This is a genomic window from Streptomyces sp. NPDC097595 (assembly GCF_044761525.1).
Classification (GTDB): Bacteria; Actinomycetota; Actinomycetes; order Streptomycetales; family Streptomycetaceae; genus Streptomyces; species Streptomyces drozdowiczii_A.
The window spans coordinates 100,980-124,615 of sequence record NZ_JBIWCN010000023.1 but is presented as its reverse complement, the minus strand read 5'-3'; the positions used below and the strand labels follow the sequence as shown (position 1 = coordinate 124,615).

Annotated in this window: 22 protein-coding genes; 16 read left to right on the top strand and 6 right to left on the bottom strand. The window is 71.9% G+C overall.

Going from position 1 to position 23,636, the window contains the following annotated elements:
• Positions 1 to 8 precede the first annotated feature (8 nt).
• From ACIQZN_RS29855 to ACIQZN_RS29840, 4 genes are all read right to left on the bottom strand, one after another.
• Positions 9 to 977, bottom strand: coding sequence for a LuxR C-terminal-related transcriptional regulator (locus ACIQZN_RS29855; protein ID WP_404000341.1), 969 nt, complete (start codon positions 975 to 977; stop codon positions 9 to 11).
• On the bottom strand, positions 974 to 1,942 hold the full coding sequence (locus tag ACIQZN_RS29850; RefSeq protein WP_404000338.1) for a LuxR C-terminal-related transcriptional regulator: 969 nt from the start codon (positions 1,940 to 1,942) through the stop codon (positions 974 to 976). The genes ACIQZN_RS29855 and ACIQZN_RS29850 overlap by 4 nt, the downstream gene beginning before the upstream one ends.
• Complete coding sequence (locus ACIQZN_RS29845) at positions 1,939 to 2,943, bottom strand: LuxR C-terminal-related transcriptional regulator (RefSeq protein WP_404000336.1); 1,005 nt, start codon at positions 2,941 to 2,943, stop codon at positions 1,939 to 1,941. Before ACIQZN_RS29845 ends, ACIQZN_RS29850 begins: the two co-directional genes overlap by 4 nt.
• A 184-nt stretch (positions 2,944 to 3,127) precedes the next feature.
• Complete coding sequence (locus ACIQZN_RS29840; RefSeq protein ID WP_404000333.1) at positions 3,128 to 4,132, bottom strand: helix-turn-helix transcriptional regulator; 1,005 nt, start codon at positions 4,130 to 4,132, stop codon at positions 3,128 to 3,130.
• A 111-nt stretch (positions 4,133 to 4,243) separates the two neighbouring features.
• On the opposite strand from ACIQZN_RS29840, the gene ACIQZN_RS29835 reads away from it, so the two are divergent.
• Complete coding sequence (locus ACIQZN_RS29835; protein WP_404000330.1) at positions 4,244 to 4,429, top strand: hypothetical protein; 186 nt, start codon at positions 4,244 to 4,246, stop codon at positions 4,427 to 4,429.
• The gene (locus ACIQZN_RS29830) at positions 4,426 to 4,746 is read left to right on the top strand and encodes a hypothetical protein (protein ID WP_018102083.1); all 321 of its coding nucleotides are present in this window, start codon (positions 4,426 to 4,428) and stop codon (positions 4,744 to 4,746) included. The genes ACIQZN_RS29835 and ACIQZN_RS29830 overlap by 4 nt, the downstream gene beginning before the upstream one ends.
• A gap of 105 nt (positions 4,747 to 4,851) precedes the next feature.
• Here ACIQZN_RS29830 and ACIQZN_RS29825 read toward each other — a convergent pair whose 3' ends face one another.
• Positions 4,852 to 5,256, bottom strand: a complete 405-nt coding sequence (locus tag ACIQZN_RS29825) for a pyridoxamine 5'-phosphate oxidase family protein (RefSeq protein WP_404000327.1) — start codon at positions 5,254 to 5,256, stop codon at positions 4,852 to 4,854.
• 214 nt (positions 5,257 to 5,470) lie between these two features.
• On the opposite strand from ACIQZN_RS29825, the gene clpB reads away from it, so the two are divergent.
• The gene (gene clpB, locus ACIQZN_RS29820) at positions 5,471 to 8,074 is read left to right on the top strand and encodes an ATP-dependent chaperone ClpB (protein WP_404000324.1); all 2,604 of its coding nucleotides are present in this window, start codon (positions 5,471 to 5,473) and stop codon (positions 8,072 to 8,074) included.
• Between the two features lie 169 nt (positions 8,075 to 8,243).
• Complete coding sequence (locus ACIQZN_RS29815; protein ID WP_404000321.1) at positions 8,244 to 8,807, top strand: YbjN domain-containing protein; 564 nt, start codon at positions 8,244 to 8,246, stop codon at positions 8,805 to 8,807.
• Between the two features lie 58 nt (positions 8,808 to 8,865).
• On the opposite strand, the gene ACIQZN_RS29810 is transcribed toward ACIQZN_RS29815, so the two are convergent.
• On the bottom strand, positions 8,866 to 10,044 hold the full coding sequence (locus ACIQZN_RS29810; RefSeq protein WP_404000318.1) for a pyridoxal phosphate-dependent aminotransferase: 1,179 nt from the start codon (positions 10,042 to 10,044) through the stop codon (positions 8,866 to 8,868).
• A 766-nt stretch (positions 10,045 to 10,810) separates the two neighbouring features.
• Between ACIQZN_RS29810 and ACIQZN_RS29805 the strand changes: the two genes are divergently transcribed.
• The 12 genes from ACIQZN_RS29805 to ACIQZN_RS29750 all read left to right on the top strand — a co-directional run bounded on the left by ACIQZN_RS29805 (position 10,811) and on the right by ACIQZN_RS29750 (position 23,570).
• A complete protein-coding gene (locus ACIQZN_RS29805; protein ID WP_404000315.1) occupies positions 10,811 to 11,332 on the top strand; it encodes a DUF2617 family protein in 522 nt (173 codons plus the stop codon).
• A gap of 84 nt (positions 11,333 to 11,416) precedes the next feature.
• Positions 11,417 to 13,015 carry a polyamine aminopropyltransferase gene (locus ACIQZN_RS29800; protein WP_404000312.1) on the top strand — a complete coding sequence of 533 codons (1,599 nt, stop codon included), beginning with the start codon at positions 11,417 to 11,419 and terminating at the stop codon, positions 13,013 to 13,015.
• Positions 13,016 to 13,124: 109 nt separating this feature from the next.
• Positions 13,125 to 14,291: an SRPBCC domain-containing protein gene (locus tag ACIQZN_RS29795; RefSeq protein ID WP_404000390.1), complete on the top strand. Its 1,167-nt coding sequence runs from the start codon at positions 13,125 to 13,127 to the stop codon at positions 14,289 to 14,291.
• A 21-nt stretch (positions 14,292 to 14,312) separates the two neighbouring features.
• Positions 14,313 to 15,110 (top strand): aldose 1-epimerase, encoded by a 798-nt coding sequence (locus ACIQZN_RS29790; protein WP_404000309.1) that lies wholly within the window; start codon positions 14,313 to 14,315, stop codon positions 15,108 to 15,110.
• Positions 15,111 to 15,192: 82 nt separating this feature from the next.
• Positions 15,193 to 15,732, top strand: a complete 540-nt coding sequence (pyrE, locus tag ACIQZN_RS29785; protein WP_404000306.1) for an orotate phosphoribosyltransferase — start codon at positions 15,193 to 15,195, stop codon at positions 15,730 to 15,732.
• Positions 15,733 to 15,932: 200 nt separating this feature from the next.
• The gene (gene fbaA, locus ACIQZN_RS29780) at positions 15,933 to 16,955 is read left to right on the top strand and encodes a class II fructose-bisphosphate aldolase (protein ID WP_018102093.1); all 1,023 of its coding nucleotides are present in this window, start codon (positions 15,933 to 15,935) and stop codon (positions 16,953 to 16,955) included.
• Between the two features lie 93 nt (positions 16,956 to 17,048).
• Positions 17,049 to 18,215, top strand: a complete 1,167-nt coding sequence (locus ACIQZN_RS29775) for a MalY/PatB family protein (RefSeq protein WP_404000303.1) — start codon at positions 17,049 to 17,051, stop codon at positions 18,213 to 18,215.
• Positions 18,216 to 18,286: 71 nt separating this feature from the next.
• The gene (locus tag ACIQZN_RS29770; protein ID WP_404000300.1) at positions 18,287 to 19,807 is read left to right on the top strand and encodes an MFS transporter; all 1,521 of its coding nucleotides are present in this window, start codon (positions 18,287 to 18,289) and stop codon (positions 19,805 to 19,807) included.
• Positions 19,808 to 19,898: 91 nt separating this feature from the next.
• Positions 19,899 to 20,312, top strand: coding sequence for a DUF3151 domain-containing protein (locus ACIQZN_RS29765; protein WP_404000297.1), 414 nt, complete (start codon positions 19,899 to 19,901; stop codon positions 20,310 to 20,312).
• A 157-nt stretch (positions 20,313 to 20,469) separates the two neighbouring features.
• Positions 20,470 to 21,318 carry a tryptophan 2,3-dioxygenase family protein gene (locus ACIQZN_RS29760; RefSeq protein WP_404000294.1) on the top strand — a complete coding sequence of 283 codons (849 nt, stop codon included), beginning with the start codon at positions 20,470 to 20,472 and terminating at the stop codon, positions 21,316 to 21,318.
• Positions 21,311 to 22,507 carry a kynureninase gene (gene kynU / locus ACIQZN_RS29755; protein ID WP_404000292.1) on the top strand — a complete coding sequence of 399 codons (1,197 nt, stop codon included), beginning with the start codon at positions 21,311 to 21,313 and terminating at the stop codon, positions 22,505 to 22,507. Before ACIQZN_RS29760 ends, kynU begins: the two co-directional genes overlap by 8 nt.
• A gap of 187 nt (positions 22,508 to 22,694) precedes the next feature.
• On the top strand, positions 22,695 to 23,570 hold the full coding sequence (locus ACIQZN_RS29750; protein WP_404000289.1) for an alpha/beta hydrolase family protein: 876 nt from the start codon (positions 22,695 to 22,697) through the stop codon (positions 23,568 to 23,570).
• Positions 23,571 to 23,636: the final 66 nt, after the last annotated feature.

The window sequence follows — 23,636 nt, the reverse complement described above, 5'->3', positions numbered from 1 at the left end:
GTCAGCCGTCATCGGGTGGGCTCTGCGAGGCCGGAGTGGATGAGGAGGGCGCCGAGGTGGGTGCGGCTGGTGGCGTTGAGGGTGTGCATGAGTTTGGCGATGTGGGCGCGGCAGGTGCGGACGCTGATGCCGAGCTTTTCGGCGGCTGCCTGGTCGGTGCAGCCGTCGATGAGGAGGCGGGCGATGCTTTGCTGGACTGCGGTGACGGGGGCGCCGGGGAGGGCGGTGGGGAGGGGATCGTCGAAAGGCGTGGAGAGGGCCCAGAGCACGTCGTACAACTGCGCCAGGTAGCGCACGAGGGCGGGGTGGCGGATCTCCAGGGCGGCGCTGCGGTCGGGGTTGGCGGGGAGGTACGCGACCTTGCGGTCGAAGATCATCAGGCGGTCGATCGCGCGCTCGGTCGTACGGACCTGGAGGAGGTCGCCGGGCAGTTGGGCCAGATACCCCTTGAGCCCGGAACCGTAACGCGCCGAGTGCTGGTAGATGTGGCGCAGCCGGACGTTCCGCTTGACGATCGGCAGCGTGCTGGCCAGGGCCACCCGGATGATCTCCGGCGACCGGGTGCTGCCGGGCTGGACGGTGAGGACTTCGTCGCTCGCCTCGCGCAGGTCGGCGTCGATGGCCGCCTGGATCGCGGACTGCCCGGCGACGACCCTGATGGCGAGATCCGGGGGTTCGTCCGCGAGCGCGCTCAGCGTGTTTAGGGTCCTGGCCAGGAGATCGGCGGTACGCACCTGGTCCAGGATGTCCCGGGCCAGCGGATGCAGCAGCCGGGCCAGGGCGGCCGTGGGTGGTACGGGCCGCAGCCACGCGTCGTCGCGCGGATCGGCGGTGAGCAGGGCGTGCTCGGCCAGGCAGGGCACTTCCCCGGCGGCGGTCCGGGATATGCGGCCCTGGGCCAGGGCTTGCGTATAGAGGCCGATCGCTTCGTCGCACAGCTCGTCCGCGCCGTGGCCGCGCTCGTGGGATGCCGTCATCGGGTGGGCTCCGCGAGGCCGGAGTGGATGAGGAGGGCGCCGAGGTGGGTGCGGCTGGTGGCGTTGAGGGTGTGCATGAGTTTGGCGATGTGGGCGCGGCAGGTGCGGACGCTGATGCCGAGTTTTTCGGCGGCGGCCTGGTCGGTGCAGCCGTCGATGAGGAGGCGGGCGATGCTTTGCTGGACTGCGGTGACGGGGGCGCCGGGGAGTGCGGTGGGGAGGTGTTCGGTGAAGGGGGTGGCTCCGGCCCACAGCGTTTCGTAGATGCCTGCCAGGTAACGCACGAGGGCGGGGTGGCGGATCTCCAGGGCGGCGCGGCCCTCGGGGTCGGCCGGGAGGTAGGCGACGGCCCGGTCGAAGACGAGCATGCGGCCCACGCTCTGCTCCATGGTGCGGATCTGGAGCCGGCCGGACGGGATCTCCGCCAGGTACTCCTTGAGCCGGGGGCTGTAGCGCGCCGAGTGCTGGTAGAGATGTCTGAGCCGTCCGCCCGCCGCGAGGACGAACTCTGCGTTCGCCCGGCCCTGGCGCATGTTGTGGACCAGGCGGTTGCCGCCGGGCTGGGCGGTGAGGACCTCGTCCCTGGCCGACTGCGAGGCGTCGCGGAGCGCCGCGTTGATCCGGTCGTGCCCTTCGAGCACGGTGATCGAACGGTTCGGGTCCTCGTCGGTGCCCGCGAGCAGCGGCAGCAGGGACCGGGTCAGCCCGGTGGCCAGCCGGACCCGTGCGTCGATCTCCCGGCTGAGGGGGCTGAGCAGTTGCCCCAGGACCGCGGACGGCGGCACGGGGCGCAGCCACGCCTCGTCACGCGGGTCGGGGAGGAGCAGGCCGAGCCCGGTGAGACAGGGGGCGGGCTCCGTGGCGCTGCGGGCGATGCGGCCGGCGGCGAGGGCGTCCCCGTAGAGGGCGAGGCCGGCTTCGCAGAGCTCCCGTCCGCTGTGGGGGTGCGTCGCCTGCGCGGTCATTCCCCTGCGCCCTCCTCCGCACCGCCTACGACGCCTGCCACGACGCCGGACTGGACCAGCAGGGCGCCGAGGTGGGTGCGGCTGGTGGCGCCGAGGATGTGCATGAGTTTGGCGATGTGGGCGCGGCAGGTGCGGACGCTGATGGCCAGTTTGCGGGCCACGATCTGGTCGGTGTTCCCCTCGACGAGGAGGCGGGCGACGCTCAGCTGGGTGGGGGTGATCGGGGTGTCGTGCGCGGGCGCCTGGAGGGGGGCCGTCAGCGGCTTGGCCTGGGCCCACAGCACCTCGTACACCTGGATCAGGTAGCGCACGAGGGCGGGGTGGCGGATCTCCAGGGCGATATCGCGTTTGGGGCTAGCCGGGATGAAGGCGACGGTGCGGTCGAAGACGAGTAGACGCTCGACCGTCTGCTCGATGGTGCGCACCTGGATGGCGGCCGACGGCATGTCGTCCAGATATGCCTTGATGGCCGGGCTGTAGCGGGCGGGGTGCTGATAGATGTGGCGCAGTGTCACGCCTCGCTCGGCCATGGACAACCCCCGGCCCAATGCCTTCTTGAGCTGGTCCACGGGTCGGTTGCCGCTGGGCTGCAAGGTCAGGACCTCGTCCCTTGCGCCGTCCGTGGCGTTCTCGATGGCCGCCTCGATCAGCGGGATACCTTCGAGGACGGTGATGGCGAGGTTGGGGTCGGTGCTGGCAACGGAGGCGAGGGGAGCCAGGGAGTCGGCGAGAGCGGCGGAAAGCCGTAGGCGCTCGTGGATCTCCCGGGTGACGGGCTGGAGCAGATGGGCCAGCGCCGCGGACGGAGGGACCGGCCGGATCCAGTCATCGTCCTGGGGATCGGGATGGACGAGGGCCAACTCGATGAGGCATGGGGCGGGTTCGAGAGCGGAGCGGGGGAGCCGGCCGGCTCCGAGTGCTTCGGCGTACGTCCTGACGCCGGCATCGCACAGTTCCAGATCACCGTGCGGCTGGTGGGATATGCCCTCGTGCTTGCCCATTTGTGACCCCCCACTTTTGGCAATGCAGCAAGATGACGGTGGTGCCAGCCTAGTTCCCGGGCCAGTGTGGACGTGTCGGGGGAGCCGGGAACTCCCCCGGCTGATCAAGGGCGTGGCCATGCTCTCCCCCATTGCGTGGCACGCCCGCCCGGCCCGGGGGGTGGGGATCTTTGGGGCCGGCCGGTCAGGAATCCTGGTCCAGGATTCCTGACCGGGCGATCAGATAGCCGAGTTGGGCGCGGCTGGTGCTGCCGAGAGCGGCCCCGAGCTTGGCGATGTGGGAGCGGCAGGTGCGGACGTTCATTCCGAGCCGCCTGGCGATGGCCTCGTCCACGTGGCCCTCGACGAGCAGCTTGGCGATGGAGTGCCGTACGCCGGAGACGCCCTCGACGGTGGGGTCGTACGGGATCTGCTCCTGCAGGGGCACCGCTCGGCGCCAGAACTGTTCGAACACGGTCACCAGGTAGGACACGATCCCCGGGTGCCGCAGCTCCAGGGCGATCCGACGGTCGTCCGTGGCCGGGATGAAGGCGACGGTGTTGTCGAAGATCATCAGCCGTTCTATGAGTTCCTCGAGGGTGCGGATCTGTACGTTTCCGCTGGCCATCCGCTCCGCGTAGTTGAGGGTCCCGTGGCTGTGCCGGACGGTGTGCTGGTAGAGCGTGCGCATGGCCACGCCCCGCTGGGTGAGCAGTCTGCCGCGCTCCACCGCGGTGTTGAGCGCGTCCTCGCTGCGACCGCCGCCCGGCTGGATGGTGAGGACCTCGTACCGGCACTCGGTCATGGCCAGTTCGATGGAGGCGTTGATGCGTTCGATGCCTTCGAGCACTGTGATGGCGTGGGTCGTCGGCGGTGCCTGGGCACTGATGGCCATGAACGGTTCGAAGGCGTCGGTCAGTTCCAGGGAGAGCCGCCGGCGGTCGCGGATCTCGCGCTCGATGGGGTGGAGGCGCTGGGTCAGGGCAGCTGACGGAGGGACCGGGCGGAGCCAGTCGGGGTCGTCCGGATCCGGGTGCAGGAGGGCGAATTCCAGCAGGCAGGGCGCGTTCGCCGTTTCGCTGCGGGCTATCTTTCCGACACTCAGCGCGCTGGCGTAGAGACGCGCTCCTTCGTCACACAGTGCAGTCACTGAGTGGCTATGTGCCTCTTCTATGCCCTCTGTGCCCATTTGTCCACCCCCCAGGAACATGCATGTACAGGAACATGATGCATCGCTTCTGTGGCATCGACGTGCCTAAATGAGCCATCGTCTTGTGGTGCGGGGGAGAAGAAAACCTTGGAAGTGAGGACGAAGCCAACCATGCGTAGTAGAAAGCTTCGCTCGGTGCTTGCTGTGGCCTTCTCCGCCGGGCTCATGCTCGGGGTCTTCGGCACCCTGGACCTTGCCTGGGACGGTACCACCGCGAAGTCGACGGGGGCGGCCAACGCGGTACCGGCGCCGGACCTGGCGTGGGACACCGCTCCGAAGATGGCGGCGGGAGCATGACCACCCCCCCGGACGACCGCACCTTCCGGCGTGAGATGGCGACCGCCTACCGGTCAGGGTGGCATTTCATCGATCTCGTCACGGCACTGCCCCACCGTGGCGACTCGTTGATGGTCACTCTGTTCGGCGACCCGGTCGTCGTCGCCCGCGAGGACGACGGTGAAGTCCGCGCCTACCGGTGCCTCCGCAAGCCGCGGGGCGCGCCGCAGCCGGTGCGCTGTGCCATCCGTTACGACATGATCTTTGTGAATCTCGCACAGCGTGACCACCAGCTGTTCGAACCAGAAACCATTGCCGCCACCCCCCACAGTGCCTGAGCGATCCCCCGTCGTTCCACGTCGCTCAGTCACTTCCCCCACACAACGGCGCCACCGTGACCTGAACACGGTGGCGCCGTTGTGCTTTCCCCGGGGGCGGCCCGCTCAGCCGCGGCCGAGCGCCCGGTCCAGGGTGATCTCGATGACGACCCGGTCCGGGTTGGGGGACGGCACCCGGTCGTAGCGCTCCGTGTGGTGGCGTACGGCCTCCGCGACCCGCTCCGGGTCCGTGCTGATCCGGGCCACGCCCTCAAGGGTCGCCCAGCGCCGCCGGTGCACCTGGCACGCCGCGACCCGGGCGCCGTCCGGGCCGGCGGCCAGAATGTTGGCCACCTTGCGGCTGTGCCTGTTGGTGATGACCCGGGCGAGGCCCGCCTCGGGGTCGTACGTCACGCACACCGGGACCACGTGCGGCGTGCCGTCCGGGCGGGGCGTGGTGAGCGTGCACACGTGGCTCTCGCGCCAGAACGCGAGGTACTCGGGGCTCGGTTGGTGTACGTCGACTGCCATGGGCCCCAGCGTATGCGGGCGGGAACGGCCTGCGGTGGCGGGTGCCCGCGGCGGCCGATTCACTCGGAAGAGGGGCGGGGCCGCATTTCGCCTTGAGTGGAATGCGCTCAACTTTCGGCGCGCAGAGCCTTGAGTGGAATAGACTCAACTTTGTGCACGTTGACCGTGTCAGTAGTGGGAACGGACCAGTCGTCGCAAGGAGGAGACAGCGCACGTGGACGCCGAGCTGACCAACAGGAGCAGGGACGCCATCAACGCGGCCACCAGCAGGGCCGTGAAGGACGGGCACGCCGATCTGACCCCGGGGCATCTGCTGCTGGCGCTTCTGTCGGGCGACGGCCGACAAGCGAACGAGAATCTGGTCGATCTGCTGGCCGCCGTCGAGGCCGACCAGATCGCCGTACGCACCGAGACGGAACGGCTCCTGGCCGCGCAGCCCAGCGTGACCGGGTCGACCGTCGCGCCGCCCCAGCCCAACCGCGAACTGCTGGCCGTCATCGCGGACGCCGCGCAGCGCGCCAAGGAGCTGGGCGACGACTACGTCTCCACCGAGCACCTGCTGATCGGGATCGCCGCGAAGGGCGGCCGTGCCGGTGAGATCCTCGACGGGCAGGGGGCCAGTGCGAAGAGGCTGCTGGACGCGTTCGAGAAGAGCAGGGGAGGGCGCCGGGTGACCACTCCCGACCCGGAGGGCCAGTACAAGGCCCTGGAGAAATTCGGCACGGACTTCACCGCCGCCGCGCGCGAGGGCAAGCTCGACCCGGTCATCGGCCGGGACCAGGAGATCCGCCGCGTCGTCCAGGTGCTCTCGCGGCGCACCAAGAACAACCCGGTGCTCATCGGCGAGCCGGGCGTCGGCAAGACCGCAGTGGTCGAAGGGCTCGCCCAGCGCATCGTGAAGGGCGACGTTCCCGAATCCCTCAAGGACAAACGGCTCGTCTCGCTCGACCTGGGCGCCATGGTCGCGGGCGCGAAGTACCGCGGCGAGTTCGAGGAGCGCCTCAAGACCGTGCTCTCCGAGATCAAGGAGAGCGACGGCCAGATCATCACGTTCATCGACGAGCTGCACACCGTCGTCGGCGCGGGCGCCGGCGGCGACTCCGCGATGGACGCGGGCAACATGCTCAAGCCGATGCTGGCCCGCGGCGAGCTGCGGATGGTCGGCGCGACCACGCTGGACGAGTACCGCGAGCGAATCGAGAAGGACCCCGCCTTGGAGCGCCGCTTCCAGCAGGTGCTGGTCGCCGAGCCGTCCGTCGAGGACACCATCGCGATCCTCCGCGGCCTCAAGGGGCGGTACGAGGCCCACCACAAGGTCCAGATCGCGGACGCGTCCCTGGTCGCCGCCGCGACGCTGTCCGACCGCTACATCACCTCCCGCTTCCTGCCGGACAAGGCCATCGACCTCGTGGACGAGGCCGCCTCCCGGCTGCGCATGGAGATCGACTCCTCGCCCGTCGAGATCGACGAACTCCAGCGCTCCGTCGACCGCTTGCACATGGAGGAGCTGGCCCTCAGGAACGAGACCGACGCCGCCTCCAAGCAGCGCCTGGAGAAGCTGCGCCGCGACCTCGCCGACAAGGAGGAGGAGCTGCGCGGCCTCAACGCCCGCTGGGAGAAGGAGAAGCAGGGCCTCAACCGGGTCGGTGAGCTGAAGGAACGCCTGGACGACCTGCGCGGCCAGGCCGAACGCGCCCAGCGCGACGGCGACTTCGACACCGCGTCGAAGCTGCTGTACGGGGAGATCCCCGGCCTGGAACGCGAGCTGGCCGAGGCCGACGAGGCCGAGCAGGAGGCCGCCCGCGAGCCCAAGGAGACCCTGGTCAAGGAGGAGGTCGGGCCGGACGACATCGCCGATGTCGTCGGCGCCTGGACCGGCATCCCGGCCGGCCGCCTCCTGGAGGGCGAGACGCAGAAGCTGCTGCGCATGGAGTCGGAGCTGGGCAAGCGCCTGATCGGGCAGACCGAGGCCGTGCAGGCCGTCTCGGACGCGGTACGCCGCACCCGCGCCGGCATCGCCGACCCCGACCGCCCGACCGGCTCGTTCCTGTTCCTCGGTCCGACCGGGGTCGGGAAGACCGAGCTGGCGAAGGCCCTCGCGGACTTCCTCTTCGACGACGAGCGGGCCATGGTCCGCATCGACATGAGCGAGTACAGCGAGAAGCACAGCGTCGCCCGGCTGGTCGGTGCTCCGCCCGGTTACGTCGGTTACGAGGAGGGCGGCCAGCTCACGGAGGCGGTCCGCCGCCGCCCGTACACCGTCGTCCTGCTGGACGAGGTCGAGAAGGCCCACCCCGAGGTCTTCGACATCCTGCTCCAGGTCCTGGACGACGGCCGGCTCACCGACGGACAGGGCCGGACGGTGGACTTCCGGAACACCATCCTGATCCTGACGTCCAACCTCGGCAGCCAGTACCTGACCGATCCGCTGACCAAACCGGAAGAGAAGAAGCGCCAGGTTCTGGAGGTCGTCCGGGCCTCCTTCAAGCCGGAGTTCCTCAACCGGCTCGACGACCTGGTGGTCTTCTCCGCCCTGTCCGGCGACGAGCTGGCGCACATCGCGGGCCTCCAGATCGACCGGCTCGCGGGGCGCCTGGCCGACCGGCGGCTCACCCTGGAGGTCACCCCGGAGGCCCTGGCCTGGCTGGCCGAGGAGGGCAACGACCCGGCGTACGGCGCCCGGCCGCTGCGCCGCCTCATCCAGACGGCCATCGGCGACCGGCTCGCGAAGGAGATCCTGGCGGGCGAGATCAAGGACGGCGACACGGTCCGCGTGGACCGCTTCGAGGACGGCCTGATCGTCGGCGCGGCGAGCTGAGCGCGGCCGCCGACGCGGTAAGCGGAATCCGTACGGCGTAATCGGAACGCCCCGGCCCCGGTTCCCACCGGCTGAATATCAGCTTGTGGCGGATCGGGGCCTTCCGGGCTTGCCATGCCCCGCCCGCCATAAGAGAGGATGGCAGTCAACCGCACGAAGGGAAATAACGGTGAGCATCGATCCGTCCTCGATTCCTAACTTCGGGGCTCAGCCCGAACCGCAGGCGGCAGGACCGGAGGGCCCCGTCGTCCCTGACCAGGACCTCGTCAAGCAGCTGCTGGACCAGATGGAGCTGAAGTACGTCGTCGACGACGAGGGTGACCTCGCCGCCCCGTGGGAGGAATTCCGCACGTACTTCATGTTCCGCGGCGAGGGCGAGCAGCAGGTCTTCTCGGTCCGTACGTTCTACGACCGCCCGCACGCCACGGACCAGCGTCCGGTCCTCCTCGACGCGATCGACGACTGGAACCGCCGCACCCTGTGGCCCAAGGTCTACACGCACACCCACGAGCCCGAGGAGGGCTCAGAGGAGACCGGCCCCTCGGTCCGCCTGATCGGTGAGGCGCAGATGCTCATCGGCACCGGCGTCTCCCTGGAGCACTTCGTCTCCTCGACGGTCAGCTGGGTGCGCGCCTCGATCGAGTTCGACAAGTGGCTGCTGGAGCGCCTGGGCCTGGCCCCGGCCGAGCAGAAGTCCGAGGACGGCACGGAGCAGGCGGCTCCGGACGCCTGAGCCGCAGGCGTTTCGACGAGGCCCGGTGCGGGAATCCCGCACCGGGCCTCGTCGTGTGTCACAGCTGCTTGAGCCGGGTGACGGCCTCTTCGAGCACGTCCGTCCTCTTGCAGAACGTGAAGCGGACGAAGGGGGCGCCCTGGTCGCGGTGGTCGTAGAAGACGGCGTTGGGGACGGCCACCACGCCGCAGCGTTCCGGCAGGGCCCGGCAGAACGCGATGCCGTCGCCGGTCGCGTCGAGCGGGCGGATGTCGGTGGTGACGAAGTACGTACCGGCCGGGCGGTAGACCGCGAACCCGGCCTCGGAGAGGCCCGCGCAGAGCAGGTCCCGCTTGGCGCGCAGGTCCGCGCGCAGCTCCTCGTAGAAGCTGTCGGGCAGCCGCAGCGCCTCGGCGACGGCGTACTGGAGGGGGCCGCCGGAGACGTACGTCAGGTACTGCTTCGCCGAGCGCACCGCCGTCACCAGCTCGGCGCTGCCGGTGACCCAGCCGATTTTCCAGCCGGTGTACGAGAACGTCTTGCCGGCGGAAGAAATGGTGACCGTGCGGTCGCGCATGCCGGGGAAGCCGGCCAGCGGCAGGTGTTCGCCCTCGAAGACCAGGTGCTCGTACACCTCGTCGGTGACGACGAGGAGGTCGTGCTCGCAGGCCAGCTCCGCGATCGCGTGCAGTTCCTCGCGGCTGAGGACGGTGCCGGTGGGGTTGTGCGGGGTGTTGATCAGCAGCAGCCGGGTACGCCGGGTGACCGCCGCGCGCAGTTCGTCGAGATCCAGCCGATAGGTGCCCGCGGAGGTGTCGGGGCGCAGGGTGACGGGAACGCGCGTCGCGCCCGCCATCGCGATGCAGGCGGCGTACGAGTCGTAGTACGGCTCCAGCGCGATGACCTCGTCGCCGGGCTCCAGGAGCGCCAGGAGTGAGGCGGCGATGGCCTCGGTAGCGCCCGCGGTGACCAGCACCTCGGTGTCGGGGTCGTAGGCGAGGCCGTAGCGCCGCTGCTGGTGGCCGGTGATCGCGGTGCGCAGCTCGGGCACGCCGGGGCCGGGCGGGTACTGGTTTCCGAGCCCGGCGCGCAGGGAACGCACCGCGGCCTCGCGGACCTCCTCGGGGCCGTCGGTGTCCGGGAAGCCCTGGCCGAGATTGATGGCCCCGGTGCGGACGGCCAGCGCGGACATCTCCGCGAAGATCGTCGTGCCGAACTCGGCGAGGCGGCGGTTGAGCAGCGGTCGTCCGTGTGTCATGGCCGCCATCCTGCGCGCAAGCTCTGGACTTGCTCAAGTCTGCTTTGGCCGTACCGCGGCAGGGGCATCTCCCCTGCACGCCGCAAGGGCGCGGAGCGGGGGCCTCGCTTCGGGGGACGGAAGGACGTGAGGTCATGGGCGGTGTGCTGGTAGGTGTGATTCTGGTGGTGCTGGTCGTGGTCCTCGTCGTGGGGCTGGCGGGGGCCGGCGGACGGGGGCGTGCGCCGGCGCGCAGCAGGCGGCGCGGTACGGCGGGCGGCTCGGCCGCCGGGGGCAGCTGGTGGGCCGGGGACAGCGGCGGCGGGTCGTCCTGCGGCAGCGGTGGGCACTCGGGGGGCCACTCGGGCGGCCACTCCTGCGGCGGGGGGTCCTCGTGCGGCGGGGGTTCCTCCTGCGGCGGCGGAGGCGGATGCGGCGGAGGCAGCTGACACGGGGCAGTTGGTCCGCGAGGGCGTGTCCGTGAACACGCCCCGGGGCCCGGCGGGACACGCGGCGCACGCGCCAAGTCCCGCCGGGCTCCTTTTTGTTGGAGCCTGTTATGGGTCTGCGGTGAACAGGTGAGCGGAAGGCCCCCCGAGGGGGATGGAAACCCCGGCAAGTTGGGCAAAAACGCTGTGAGTGCGGCGTAGTTCGTGATTCCCTCGTTGGAGAGAACATTCAGCCCTCGGACCCCAGTTGGACCTGATCGGGCGCTTCCCACCTCCCACGCGCATGACGCGGGGGCGTCCCCTGTCCATGTGTCCATGCGTGTTTGCGGAGCCGACCCATGCTCACGACCCTTCATACGGCCTATTCCGATACCCGTGCCGCCGATCTGGCCTGGGCGCTGGGGCGCGAACCGCTCCCCGCGCTGGCCGTCCTCGACCTCGAACTCGCCGGCGCCACCCTGCAGCTGCGGCTGCTCGGCGCCTCCCACCAGGTGCTTCTCGAGGAGGAGCAGGGCAGCTGTTCCGAGACCGTCGCCTGTATGCCCGGCAGCAGCACCCCGCTGCCGCTGGGCGTCGCCAAGCGGATCGGCGACTGGGAGTACGAGTTCGCGGCCCGGGTCGAGACGCTGAGCGCGGGCTCCTTCGCCGGACGCGCACAGGAGCTGCTGGCGCTCGTCGCCGACCACCCCCACGGCCTGGCCGGAACGTTTCCGGGCAGCCCGCACGCCTTCACGGCCATGCTCGCCCAGCGCACGGAGGGCCAGGTGCGGTGGCGCACCTGGCACGCGTACCCGCAGGAGGGGCAGCTCGTCGTGACGCGGACCCGGGTGGGCGTGCGGACGCCCGCGGTGGCGCTGTGACGCGCACCGGCTACACCTCGGGTGCGCCAGTTACACCCTTGTGGGTGACAAGCGGCAAGCGGTCAGTGACGTAGCGTTCGCGGCATGATCGACCAGCAGGTGTCGCTGCGAGGGGGCGCGGCGCGGCTTCCCGTCAGGCCGAGGACCGGTCGGTACCTCGTGCTGGCCGCCGTCTTCGTCTGCGCCGCCTGCGGACTGGTGTACGAACTCGAACTGGTGGCGCTCGCCTCCTATCTGATCGGTGACTCGGTCACCCAGGCGTCCGTCGTGCTCTCCGTGATGGTGTTCGCGATGGGCATCGGCTCCCTGCTCGCGAAACGTTTACGCAACCGGGCGGCGGTGGGCTTCGGGCTGATCGAGGCGGCGCTCGCCCTGGTGGGCGGCTTCTCGGCGCTGGTGCTCTACGCCTCGTTCGCCTGGTTCGGAGAGTCGCGGTACGCGCTGGTCGGGTTCTCGCTGACCATCGGCATCCTGATCGGCGCGGAGATCCCCCTGCTGATGACGCTGATCCAGCGGGTGGACCGGCAGGACGCGGGCGGGGCCGTCGCCGATCTGTTCGCGGCGGACTACGTGGGGGCGCTCGTCGGCGGCCTCGCCTTCCCGTTCCTGCTGCTGCCGATGCTGGGCCAGCTCACCGGCGCGCTGCTGACCGGCGCGGTGAACGCGGCCGCGGGCGGGGCGCTGGTGCTGTGGGTGTTCCGGCGCGACCTGACCCCCAGGACGCGGTGGCTGCTGATCGCCGCCAATGTCACGGTGATCGCGGTGCTGGCCACGGCCGCGCTGCTGGCCGACGACTTCGAGCGCGCGGCGCGCCGCGCGGTGTACGGGGACCAGGTGCGGGTCGCCGTGCGGACCGAGGTACAGGAGGTCGTGCTGACCGGGGCCGGCCGCAGCTCCCTGGACCTCTATCTGGACGGGCGGCTGCGGGTCAGCTCCCGCGACGAGTACCGGTACCACGAGGCGCTGGTGCACCCGGCGATGAACGGGACGCACGCCCGGGTGCTGATCCTGGGCGGCGGGGACGGGCTGGCGGCGCGGGAGGTGCTGCGCTACCCGGACGTGCGGAGCGTGACCCTGGTTGAGCTGGACCCGGCCGTCACCCGACTGGCCCGTACGGACCACGCGCTCTCCGCGCTGAACGCGCACGCGCTGGACGACCCCCGCGTGACGACGGTGACCGGGGACGCGTTCACCTGGCTGCGGACCGCCCGCGGCCGCTACGACGTGGTGATCTCCGACCTCCCCGACCCCGGGATCTCCGCCAGTACGAAGCTCTACTCGGCGGAGTTCTACGGCCTGGTCGCCGAGGCCCTCGCCCCCGACGGAAGACTCGCGGTGCACGCGGGACCGCCCGCCGTACGACCCCGCACCTACTGGACGGTCGAGGCGTCCATGCGGGCCGCCGGGCTGCGTCCGCGCCCCTATCGGATCGGCGGCCGCCAGTCGGGCTTCGCGGCCGGCCCCGACCGGGCCGGGAGCGGCACGGACGGGGACCGCGGCTGGGGGTTCCTGCTGGCCGGGAGGGCGGCGACGCCCACGCTCGGCCTGTCCCCGGACGCGCCCGCGCTGCGCTCCCTGAGCGTGCCGGGGCTGCTGGACGCGGGGCGCGGTGCGGAGGCCGGGCGGCTGTCCGGTCTCGCGCCGTCGACGCTGGTGCACCCGCGCTACTGGGACGACCGGTGAGGTGCGGCGTGCGGGCGGTCGCGGTGACGGGGTGCGGGAGCGGTCGCGGGTGCGGAAGCGCTGACGGGACGGCCGGGGCTGAGTAGGCTCGTTCACCATGGAGCATGAGGTGTTCGTTCCGGTTCCGGTCCCGGCCCTGCGGCGGACGCTGGGCGACCCCGTCCGGGTCGCCCGCTGTGTACCGGGGTTCCAGCAGGACGCCGACGCGTCGGCGGGCCCCCTGGCGGGCCGGCTCAGAATCCGGGCCGGCGGCCACACCATCACGTACCGGGGCGCGCTGCGCCTCACGCCGTTGCCGGGCGACCCGGACGTGGACTCCGTGCACGCCGTCCTGGTGGAGGGCGAGGGCACGGAGGCCCGGGGCGGCGGCTCCGCGAAGCTCACCCTGACCCTTCGGCTGACGGAGGGCGACGAGGGCACGTCGATCGCCTTCGAGGGCGGCGCGAGCGGTGACGGCCGTCTGCGGGACCTGGAGCCGGCGGCGGCGCTGTCGACGGTCCACCGCCTGCTGGACCGGTTCGCCCAGCAGCTCGTGACGGAGTCGCTGGCCGCCCAGGGCGAGGGCGCGGCCGACGAGGCGTGGGGCGGCGGGGCGGAGGGTGCCGGGGCGGGGAGTGCCGGGGCTTCCGCCGGTGTGCCGGGGACGCCGGGCGCCGCCGAGGCCACCGCCGATGAGCTGGGGACGCCCGGCGCCGCCGAGGTCACCGCCGATGAGCTGGCCGTCGGGGAGGCCGTGGAGAAGGCGCTCGAAGAGGCCGCCGAGGAGGCGGACCAGACCGGCCCCGAGCCCTCGGCCGGCTCCCCGCTCAGCGGCTCCGGCCCCGTGAGCGGTGCCGAGGAGTCGCTGCCGACGCACGAGGCGGCCCCCGACGAGGCGCCGGGCGTGGAGCCGGCGGGGGAGCGGGGCGCGGAGCGGGACGAGCCTCAGGACGGGGAGCGGGACGGCGCACAGAACGAGGCGCAGGACGGGGAGCCGCCGCAGGACGAGGAGTCCCTGTTCGACGCGCCCATCCCGCCGTCGTCGCTGGACCCGGTCGCCGGGATCGAGTTCACCGTGCCGGACGGGCCTCCGGCCGAGGCCGCGCACGCCCGGCGCACCATGATCGGGCGCAGCGCGGAGGAGGTCGACCACGCCCCGCCGCGCGGCCGGTACGCCCCCGTGCCCTCGCCGGATTCGAGCGGTGCGGGTGCGACGCTGCGCTGGGTCGCCCCGGCCGCCGCGCTGGCCCTCGCCTCGGCGGTGGTCGTGAGCCGGGCGTTGCGGCGCCGGAGGTAGCGGCGCCAGTAGGGTCGTCCCGTGAGCAGTAGCGAGAAGGACGTCCGGCTCTCCGTCGGCGACACAGAGTTGACCGTGAACCCCGCCAACGGCTGCCGGATCAGCAGCCTGCGGATCGGCGGTACCGAACTGCTGCGGCAGGGGGAGCGGTACGGCTGCTTCCCGATGGTGCCGTGGTGCGGGCGGACCGAGAACGGGCAGTTCCGCGACGGCGGCGTGCTCCACCAGCTGCCGCTGACCGCTCCGCCGCACGCCATCCACGGCACGGGCCGCGACACGGCGTGGCACACCGCCCTGGAGAGCGGGACCCAGGCGTCGTTCTATTACGACCTGGCCGACCCCTGGCCGTATCCGGGCCGCGTGACGCAGACCTTCGAACTGGCCGAGGACTCGCTCACGTTGGCCTTCGGCATCGAGACGTACGGGGACTCGTTCCCGGCCCAGGCGGGCTGGCACCCGTGGTTCCGCCGCCGCCTCGACACCGGCGAGGAGGTCCGTATCGACTTCGACGCCGCCTGGCAGGAGGAGCGCGGCGAGAACCACCTGCCGACCGGGCGCCGGATCGCGCCCCTGCCCGGCCCGTGGGACGACTGCTTCGGGATGCCGGACGGTGTCGATGTCACCCTCACCTGGCCGGAGCGGCTGGAGCTGACGGTGAAGAGCCGGTCCGAGTGGGTCGTGATCTACGACGAGCAGGCCGAGGCGGTCTGCGTCGAGCCGCAGTCGGGCCCGCCGAACGGGCTGAACACCGACCCCCGCTATGTCACCCCGATCGAGCCGCTGGAGATCGCCACCACCTGGAGCTGGCGCCGGCTCTGAGCGCGGGGCGCCCGCCGGCCAGGGGACGGGCTCCTGCCCTGGGCGGGCCGCCGCGGAAAACGCGCGCCTTATCCTCGTAGCCATGACTGACGTACGTGCTGAGCTGCTCCAGCAGATCAAGGACAAGGCCGTGGTTCACGGCAAGGTGACGCTCTCCTCCGGCCTGGAGGCCGACTGGTACATCGATCTGCGCCGCATCACGCTGGACGGCAAGGCCGCCCCGATGGTCGGTCAGGTCATGCTCGACGCGACGGCCGACCTGGACTACGACTGCGTGGGCGGGCTGACGCTCGGCGCCGACCCGGTCGCCACGTCGATGCTGCACGCCTCCGCGGCCCGTGGCCAGGAGCTGGACGCCTTCGTCGTCCGCAAGGCGCAGAAGGCCCACGGGATGCAGCGCCGGATCGAGGGCACGGAGGTGAAGGGCCGTCGCTGCCTCGTCGTCGAGGACACCTCGACCACCGGCGGCTCGCCGCTGACCGCCGTCGAGGCCGTGCGCGAGGCCGGCGGCGAGGTCGTCGCCGTGGCCGTGATCGTGGAGCGCGGTGCGGCTCCGGCCATCGCCGAGGCGGGCCTTCCGTACGTCCACGTCTACACGGTTCCGGACCTCGACCTGGCGTGACCTGCGGGTTTCTCCGGAGGCGGTCGGTTTCACGTGAAACCGACCGTCTTTGTCGTATCCCTGCGAACGGGAACCGCCGTTCCTGGGGGACACCGCCGGGTGGAGCCGGAACCAGAGTCTGGGAAGATGGGGGCGACGATGACGTCGCCCCCAGGTCAGGGACCCAGCACGCACACCCGCACATCCCAAGGAGCGGACAGATGCCCATCGCAACCCCCGAGGCATACGCCGAGATGCTCGACCGGGCGAAGGCAGGCAAGTTCGCCTACCCGGCCATCAACGTGACGTCGACCCAGACCCTGCACGCCGCCCTGCGCGGCTTCGCGGAGGCCGAGAGCGACGGCATCGTGCAGATCTCGACCGGCGGCGCGGAGTTCCTGGGCGGCCAGTACAACAAGGACATGGTCACGGGTGCCGTCGCCCTCGCCGAGTTCGCGCACATCGTCGCCGCCAAGTACGACATCACCGTCGCGCTGCACACCGACCACTGCCCCAAGGACAAGCTGGACACGTACGTCCGTCCGCTGATCGACGTCTCCGCGGAGCGCGTCGCCAAGGGTCTGAACCCGCTGTTCCAGTCGCACATGTGGGACGGCTCGGCCGAGACGCTGGCCGACAACCTGGCCATCGGCCAGGAGCTGCTGGCCAAGGCGGCCGCCGCCAAGATCATCCTTGAGGTCGAGATCACCCCGACCGGTGGCGAGGAGGACGGCGTCACCCACGAGATCAACGACGAGCTCTACACGACCGTGGACGACGCGCTGCGCACCGCCGAGGCGCTGGGTCTGGGCGAGAAGGGCCGCTACCTGCTGGCCGCCTCGTTCGGCAACGTGCACGGCGTCTACAAGCCGGGCAACGTCGTCCTGCGTCCGGAGCTCCTCAAGGACCTCCAGGAGGGCGTCGGCGCCAAGTACGGCAAGACGTCGCCGTTCGACTTCGTCTTCCACGGCGGCTCCGGCTCCACCGCCGAGGAGATCGCCACCGCGCTGGAGAACGGCGTCGTGAAGATGAACCTCGACACCGACACCCAGTACGCCTTCACCCGCCCGATCGTGGACCACATGTTCCGCAACTACGACGGCGTGCTGAAGGTCGACGGCGAGGTCGGCAACAAGAAGGTCTACGACCCGCGCAGCTGGGGCAAGTCCGCCGAGGGCGGCATGGCCAAGCGCGTCACGGAGGCGTGCGCCAACCTGCGCTCCACCGGCACCAAGCTGAAGTAATCCGGTTACGGATGCGGCGTGGGCCCGTCACCCCTCGGGGTGCCGGGCCCACGGCATGTCCGAATCCGCCACGCACGACCCGAGGGAACAGCTGTGAGCACGTCCTACGACTTCGACACCGTGATCGACCGCCGCGGAACCTGGTGCGTCCAGTGGGACGGGGTCGCGGACCGCTTCGGGGTGGACGGGCTGCTGCCGTTCACCATCTCCGACATGGACTTCGAGACCGCCCCCGAGGTGCTGGCCGCCCTGCGGACCCGGCTCGAACACGGCGTGCTCGGCTACACGGACTGGCGGCTGGGCGACTTCCGGTCGGCCATCGCCCACTGGTACGCGACGCGGTACGGCACCGAGATCGATACCGGGAGCCTGGTGTACGGGCCGTCCGTGCTCAGCCAGCTCTCGCAGCTGCTCCAGATGTGGACGGCCGAGGGTGACGGCGTGGTCCTGCACACGCCCACGTACGACGGTTTCCGCAAGGCGATCCACGGGCTCGGGCGGGAGCTGCGGGGCGTGCCGCTGGGGGACACGGACGCGCTGGAGCGGGAGCTCGCGCGGCCGGACAGCAAGGTCCTCGTGGTCTGCTCCCCGCACAACCCGTCCGGCCGGGTGTGGACGGAGGCGGAGCTCGCCGGGATGGCCGAGCTCGCCGCGCGCCACGGCGTGGCCGTGATCAGCGACGAGATCCACGCGGACTTCGTGCACGACGGGCGCCCGCACGTGCCGTGGACCCGGGTGGGCGGGGACGCGCGCTGGGCGGTCATCAGCTCGGCCTCGAAGTCGTTCAACTTCCCCGCGCTGACCGGTTCGTACGGCCTCATCGGGCGGCCGGAGGACCGGACCGAATATCTGCGCCGGATGGAGACGGCGGAGGGCCTCGCCTCACCGGCGGTGCTCTCGCTGACCGCGCACATCGCCGCGTACCGGGAGGGCGGGCCGTGGCTGGACGCGGTGCGTGCGTACGTTGCGGAGAACCTGGCCCTGGTCGCCGAGCGGCTGAACACCGCGTTCCCGTCACTGGAGTGGGAGCCGCCGCAGGCCGGGTACCTGGCCTGGATCGATCTGCGGCGCGCGGGCGTCCGGGACGACGAGGCGTTGCAGCGCGTCCTGATCGAGCGGGAGCGCGTCGCGGTGATGCCGGGCAGCACGTACGGGGCCGAGGGCTACGTGAGGCTCAACGTGGGGTGCGCGCGAAGCAAGGTCGAGGCGGGGCTCGACGCGCTGATCCGGGGCATCGAGGCGGTACGGGTCGCCATCTGAGAGCTCCCGGTTGCCCTTCGACCGGGTGCCGACGGGTGGCCCTTCGGCCGGGTGCCGACGATGCTGAGGCCATGGAGAAGAGCGAGGCGGACGGGCCCGCGATCCGGGTGGCCTCCGCCGCCGGGCGCTGGGTCGTCCTGACGACGGTGCTCGGGTCGAGCATGGCCATGCTCGACTCCACCGTCATCAACGTGGCCCTGCCCCGCATCGGCGACGACCTGGGCACCGACCTGGCCGCGCTCCAGTGGACCGTCAACGCCTACATGCTGACCCTTGCCGGGCTGATCCTGCTCGGCGGGGCGCTCGGCGACCGCTACGGGCGCAGGCGGGTCTTCGTGGTCGGCGTGATCTGGTTCGCCGCCGCCTCGCTGGTCTGCGGCCTCGCGCCGAATGCCCCCGTGCTCATCGCCGCCCGTGCCCTCCAAGGGGTCGGCGGGGCATTGCTGACACCCGGCTCGCTGGCCCTGATCCAGGCGAGCTTCCACCCCGACGACCGGGCCCGCGCGGTCGGGCTGTGGTCCGGATTCGGCGGGGTCGGCGCCGCCGTGGGGCCGTTCCTGGGCGGCTGGCTCGTCGACGGGCCGGGCTGGCGCTGGGTGTTCCTGCTCAACCTGCCGCTCGCCGCCGTCTGCGTGCCCGTCGCGCTGCGCCACGTACCGGAGTCCCGGGATCCGAACGCCCAGGGGCGCTTCGACGTCGCCGGGGCGGCCCTCGGCGCCCTCGCGCTCGCACTGGTGACGTACGCGCTGATCGGAGCGCCGGGGCAGGGCGCCTCCCCGGCCGTGATCGGGTCGGCGGTGGGCGGAGTGCTCCTCGGTGCCGCCTTCGTACAGCTCGAAAGGCGGCGGGCACATCCGATGCTGCCGCCTTCGGTGTTCGCGTCCCGGCAGTTCACCGTCGTCAACGTCGTCACCCTGTGCGTGTACGCGGCGCTCGGCGGCTACTTCTTCCTCTCCGCGATCCAGCTCCAGGTCGTCGCCGGGTACTCGGCGCTGGGCGCCGGCACCGCACTGCTGCCGACCACCCTCCTGATGCTGCTGTTCTCGGCCGCTTCGGGCGAGCTGGGCCAGCGCATCGGCCCGCGCATCCCGCTCACCGCCGGGCCGCTGATCGCCGCCGCCGGCATGCTGCTGATGCTGCGCGTGGGGGAGGGCTCGAACTCCGTCACCGGCTACCTGACCGACGTACTGCCCGCCGTGGCCGTCCTGGGCGTCGGGCTCGTCACCGTCGTGGCGCCCCTCACCGCGACCGTCCTGGCCTCCGTGGACACCGGCAGGGCCGGGCTCGCCAGCGGCATCAACAACGCCGCCGCCCGCGCCGCGGGCCTGATCGCGGTGGCCGCGCTGCCGCTGCTCGCCGGCATGGGGCCGGAGGCCTATCGGGACGCCGGGGAGTTCGCCGCGACGTTCCGGCGGGCGATGCCGATGTGCGCCGGGGTGCTGGTGCTCGGCGCGCTGATCGCCTGGGCGACCGTACGCACACCCGCCCCCGCGGACGACACCGCGCGGCCCGAGTGCGCGGTGCACTGCGGCGTCACGAGCCCGCCGCTGGAACCCGCACCGGAGACCGCCCGGCCGGACACCACCGGCTGAGGGACGCGGCGGGTCCGCCGGCCGCACGGGCCGGGGCCGGATTCGGGCCCACCGGGTCCTCGGCGGGCCGCGTGCCAGGCACACTGGGACCATGTCGATCCACGAGAACCTGCTCGGGGGCCCGCCCCCGACCCACCTGCCCGACGACCCGGAGCCGCGCGAACTGCTCGCCGCCGGCACCGCGCCCGCCGATGTCGCGGCGAAGTACCCGACCTCCTCGCTGGCCTGGGCGCAGCTCGCCGACGAGGCGTTCGAGGGCGGCCGGGTCGTCGAGTCGTACGCCTACGCCCGCACCGGCTACCACCGCGGCCTCGACGCGCTGCGCCGGGCCGGCTGGAAGGGCCACGGCCCCGTGCCGTTCGAGCACGAGCCGAACCGCGGCTTCCTCCGCGCCCTGCACGCCCTCGCCCGGGCCGCGCAGTCGATCGGCGAGCAGGAGGAGTACGAGCGCTGCTCGACGTTCCTGCGCGACTCCTCGCCGACCGCCGCCGAGACCCTCGGCTAGCAGACCCCCTACCGCAGGCCCCGCAGTTCCGCATCCGCGACTGCGGGGCCTGCGCGTGTCCGGAGCAGGCGTTTAGTATGCGAACAGGGGACCGGGGCTCCACTTCCGAAGGGAAGGGGCGGACCGCTACCCGGAAGCTCGTGTCGAGGAGACAGCGATGTCGACGATTCACCCCGACCCCGAAGCCACCGGTGCGGCCACCCCGCACCTCGACTTCGCGGGGACGACTCCGTACGAGGACTATGTCCAGGCGGATGTCCTGACCCATCTCCAGCACCTCCGCTCGGACGATCCCGGCGAGATGGTCTTTCTGGTCACCACCCAGGTCATGGAGCTGTGGTTCACCGTCATCGTCCATGAGTGGGAGACCGCCGCGCACGCGATGCGCGAGGACCGCCTGGACGTCGCGCAGGACGCGCTGAAGCGGTCGCTGCGCGAACTGGAGGCCCTGAACGCCTCCTGGACACCGCTCGCCCAGCTCACCCCCGCCCAGTTCAACTCCTACCGGTCCTCGCTCGGCGAGGGTTCCGGTTTCCAGTCGGCGATGTACCGGCGGATGGAGTTCCTGCTCGGCGACAAGTCCGCGTCCATGCTGGTGCCGCACCGGGGCGCGCCCCGCGTCCACGCGGAGCTGGAGAAGGCGCTCGCGGAGCCCGGCCTGTACGACGAGGCGCTCGCCCTGCTCGCCCGGCGCGGGCACGCGATCCCGGAGTCCGTGCTCGGCCGGGACCTGACCCGGAAGTACGAGCCGTCGCCCGAGGTCGAGGCCGTCTGGGCGGAGATCTACGCCAACGCGGACCAGAACGACGAGCTGGTCCGCCTCGGCGAGGTGCTCACCGATGTGGGCGAGCTGGTGTGGCGATGGCGCAACGACCATCTCCTCGCGACCCGGCGGGCCATGGGCTCCAAGACCGGCACCGGCGGCTCGGCCGGCGTGGCCTGGCTGGAGAAGCGCGCCACGAAGAACGTGTTCCCCGAGCTCTGGACGGCTCGCAGCCATGTCTGACCTGCAGGAGCGCGCACAGGCGCTCGACACCGAGGACACCCTCGCACCGCTGCGCGAGCTGTTCACCCTGGACGACACCGTCTACCTGGACGGCAACTCGCTCGGCGCGCTGCCGCGCCATGTGCCCGCCCGGGTGCAGGAGGTCCTCACCCGCGAGTGGGGCGAGCTGCGCATCCGGTCCTGGGGCGAGAGCGGCTGGTGGACGGCGCCGGAACGGATCGGTGACCGCATCGCCCCGATCGTCGGGGCGGCGGCCGGCCAGATCGTCGTCGGGGATTCGACCAGCGTGAACGTCTTCAAGGCCCTCGTCGCCGCGACCCGGCTGGCGCCGGAGGGCCGCGACGAGATCCTGGTCGACGCGCGGACGTTCCCCACCGACGGCTACATCGCCGCTTCGGCGGCCCGGATGACCGGCCACCGGATCGTGCCGGTCGCCCCCGCCGACGTGCCGGACGCGCTCGGTCCGCGGACCGCCGCCGTCCTGCTCAACCACGTCGACTACCGCTCGGGCCGGCTGCACGACCTGCCGGGGCTGACCGCCGCGGTGCGGGCCGCGGGCGCGATCGCCGTCTGGGACCTGTGCCACAGCGCGGGTGCCCTCCCCGTCGGCCTGGACGAGCACGGCGTGGACCTGGCGGTCGGCTGCACGTACAAGTACCTCAACGGCGGCCCCGGTTCGCCCGCGTACCTGTACGTCGCCGAGCGCCACCAGGCGTCCTTCGACTCGCCCCTCCCGGGGTGGACGTCCCATGCGGACCCGTTCGCCATGACGCCCGGGTACGCCCCGGCGGACGGTGCGGTCCGGGGCCGGGTCGGCACGCCCGACATCCTGTCCATGCTGGCCCTGGAGGCGTCCCTCGACGTCTGGGACGGTGTCGGGATCGAGGCGGTCCGGGCCAAGTCCCTGGCCCTGACGGACTTCTTCCTGGAGTGCGTCGAGGCGTACGCCCCCGAGGGGCGGGTCACCTCGGTCACCCCGGCCGCCCACGCGGAACGGGGCAGCCAGGTCGCGCTGCGGTGCGACGACGCCGAGCCCGTGATGGCCGAGCTGATCGCGCGCAGTGTCGTCGGGGACCTGCGCCGGCCCGATGTGCTGCGGTTCGGTTTCACACCGCTGTACGTGGGGTTCGCGGACGCGGAACGCGCGGCGCGGGTGCTCGCGGAGGTTCTGGGCGCTCCGGCGGCGTAGGCTGCCGCATCCGTCCGGTGACCGGCTCGCCCCGGTCACCGGACGGCGCCGTGCGCGGGCTCGCGCGGGGCGGGGCCGGCGCGGTGTGCGAGGTGCCGATTCCCGGTGGGCGGGGCCGTCCGCCGTACTGGTACCGTCCCCGCAGGTCAGGCCAGTTGGGCCGGACGACAGGGAGGGTGGGGGCAGGATGTCGGATTCCGCCGCGCGCGAGCGGGACGCCGCCGAGACCGAGTCGGCCTTCTCGCATCCGGCCGTCGCCCCCGACGCGTCCGCCGCCTACGGCGGCCACCCCGACCAGGTCATCGACTTCTACGCCCCGCGCGGGGGCCGCACCGGCGCGCCGGTCGTGGTCGTGCTGCACGGCGGCGCGTGGCGGGCTCCGTACGACCGGGCGCATGTGTCGCCGTTCGCGGACTTCCTGGCCCGGCGCGGGTTCGCCGTGGCCAATGTGGAGTACCGGCGCGGCAGCGAGCTGCCGCAGCAGCGCGGGACCGGCCCGGTCGCGGGACGCTGGCCGGAGACCTTCGACGATGTCGCCGCCGCGATGGACGCGCTGCCGCAGCTGCTGGCGCGGGAGCTGCCGGCGGCGGACGTCCGCCGGATCGTCGTCACCGGGCACTCGGCGGGCGGGCAGCTGGCCCTGTGGGCCGCCGCACGGCACGTACTGCCGGAGGGGTCGCCGTGGCGGCTCCCGAGGGCGCCCGCACTGCGGGGCGTGGTGGCGCTGGCGCCGATCGCGGACTTCGGCTCGGCCGTCGCGCTCGACGTGTGCTCGGGGGCGATCGGGCAGCTCTTGGGGGCGGAGGAGGACTTCGCCGGGCGGAGCGCGCACGCCGACCCGTCCCGGCTGCTGCCCACGGGCATCGCGACCGTGGTCGTCCAGGGCACCACGGACCTCACGGTCCCGGTGCCCGTCTCCGAGGCGTTCGTGGACGCGGCGGCGAAGGAGGGCGAGACGGTGGGGCTGACCCTGCTGCCGGACGTCGGCCACTTCCCGCTGATCGATCCGGCCGCCGACGCGTGCGCGGTGGTCGCGGAGGAGATCGCCCAGCTCGCCTGGTAGCCGCGTGGCGGCGGGCGTGTAGTACTTGCGACGGAGGGACGGGAATCCGCATCACTGCTGACGACC

Coding starts and splice junctions, on each gene's coding strand:
- ACIQZN_RS29800 (WP_404000312.1), top strand. CDS start 11,417: ATGATCGACCAGCAGGTGTCGCTGCGAGGGGGCGCGGCGCGGCTTCCC.
- ACIQZN_RS29840 (WP_404000333.1), bottom strand. CDS start 4,132: ATGTTCCTGGGGGGTGGACAAATGGGCACAGAGGGCATAGAAGAGGCA.
- ACIQZN_RS29825 (WP_404000327.1), bottom strand. CDS start 5,256: ATGGCAGTCGACGTACACCAACCGAGCCCCGAGTACCTCGCGTTCTGG.
- ACIQZN_RS29760 (WP_404000294.1), top strand. CDS start 20,470: ATGTCGACGATTCACCCCGACCCCGAAGCCACCGGTGCGGCCACCCCG.
- ACIQZN_RS29830 (WP_018102083.1), top strand. CDS start 4,426: ATGACCACCCCCCCGGACGACCGCACCTTCCGGCGTGAGATGGCGACC.
- ACIQZN_RS29850 (WP_404000338.1), bottom strand. CDS start 1,942: ATGACCGCGCAGGCGACGCACCCCCACAGCGGACGGGAGCTCTGCGAA.
- ACIQZN_RS29765 (WP_404000297.1), top strand. CDS start 19,899: ATGTCGATCCACGAGAACCTGCTCGGGGGCCCGCCCCCGACCCACCTG.
- ACIQZN_RS29750 (WP_404000289.1), top strand. CDS start 22,695: ATGTCGGATTCCGCCGCGCGCGAGCGGGACGCCGCCGAGACCGAGTCG.
- fbaA (WP_018102093.1), top strand. CDS start 15,933: ATGCCCATCGCAACCCCCGAGGCATACGCCGAGATGCTCGACCGGGCG.
- ACIQZN_RS29835 (WP_404000330.1), top strand. CDS start 4,244: ATGCGTAGTAGAAAGCTTCGCTCGGTGCTTGCTGTGGCCTTCTCCGCC.
- ACIQZN_RS29810 (WP_404000318.1), bottom strand. CDS start 10,044: ATGACACACGGACGACCGCTGCTCAACCGCCGCCTCGCCGAGTTCGGC.
- kynU (WP_404000292.1), top strand. CDS start 21,311: ATGTCTGACCTGCAGGAGCGCGCACAGGCGCTCGACACCGAGGACACC.
- pyrE (WP_404000306.1), top strand. CDS start 15,193: ATGACTGACGTACGTGCTGAGCTGCTCCAGCAGATCAAGGACAAGGCC.
- ACIQZN_RS29845 (WP_404000336.1), bottom strand. CDS start 2,943: ATGGGCAAGCACGAGGGCATATCCCACCAGCCGCACGGTGATCTGGAA.
- ACIQZN_RS29770 (WP_404000300.1), top strand. CDS start 18,287: ATGGAGAAGAGCGAGGCGGACGGGCCCGCGATCCGGGTGGCCTCCGCC.
- ACIQZN_RS29805 (WP_404000315.1), top strand. CDS start 10,811: ATGCTCACGACCCTTCATACGGCCTATTCCGATACCCGTGCCGCCGAT.
- ACIQZN_RS29855 (WP_404000341.1), bottom strand. CDS start 977: ATGACGGCATCCCACGAGCGCGGCCACGGCGCGGACGAGCTGTGCGAC.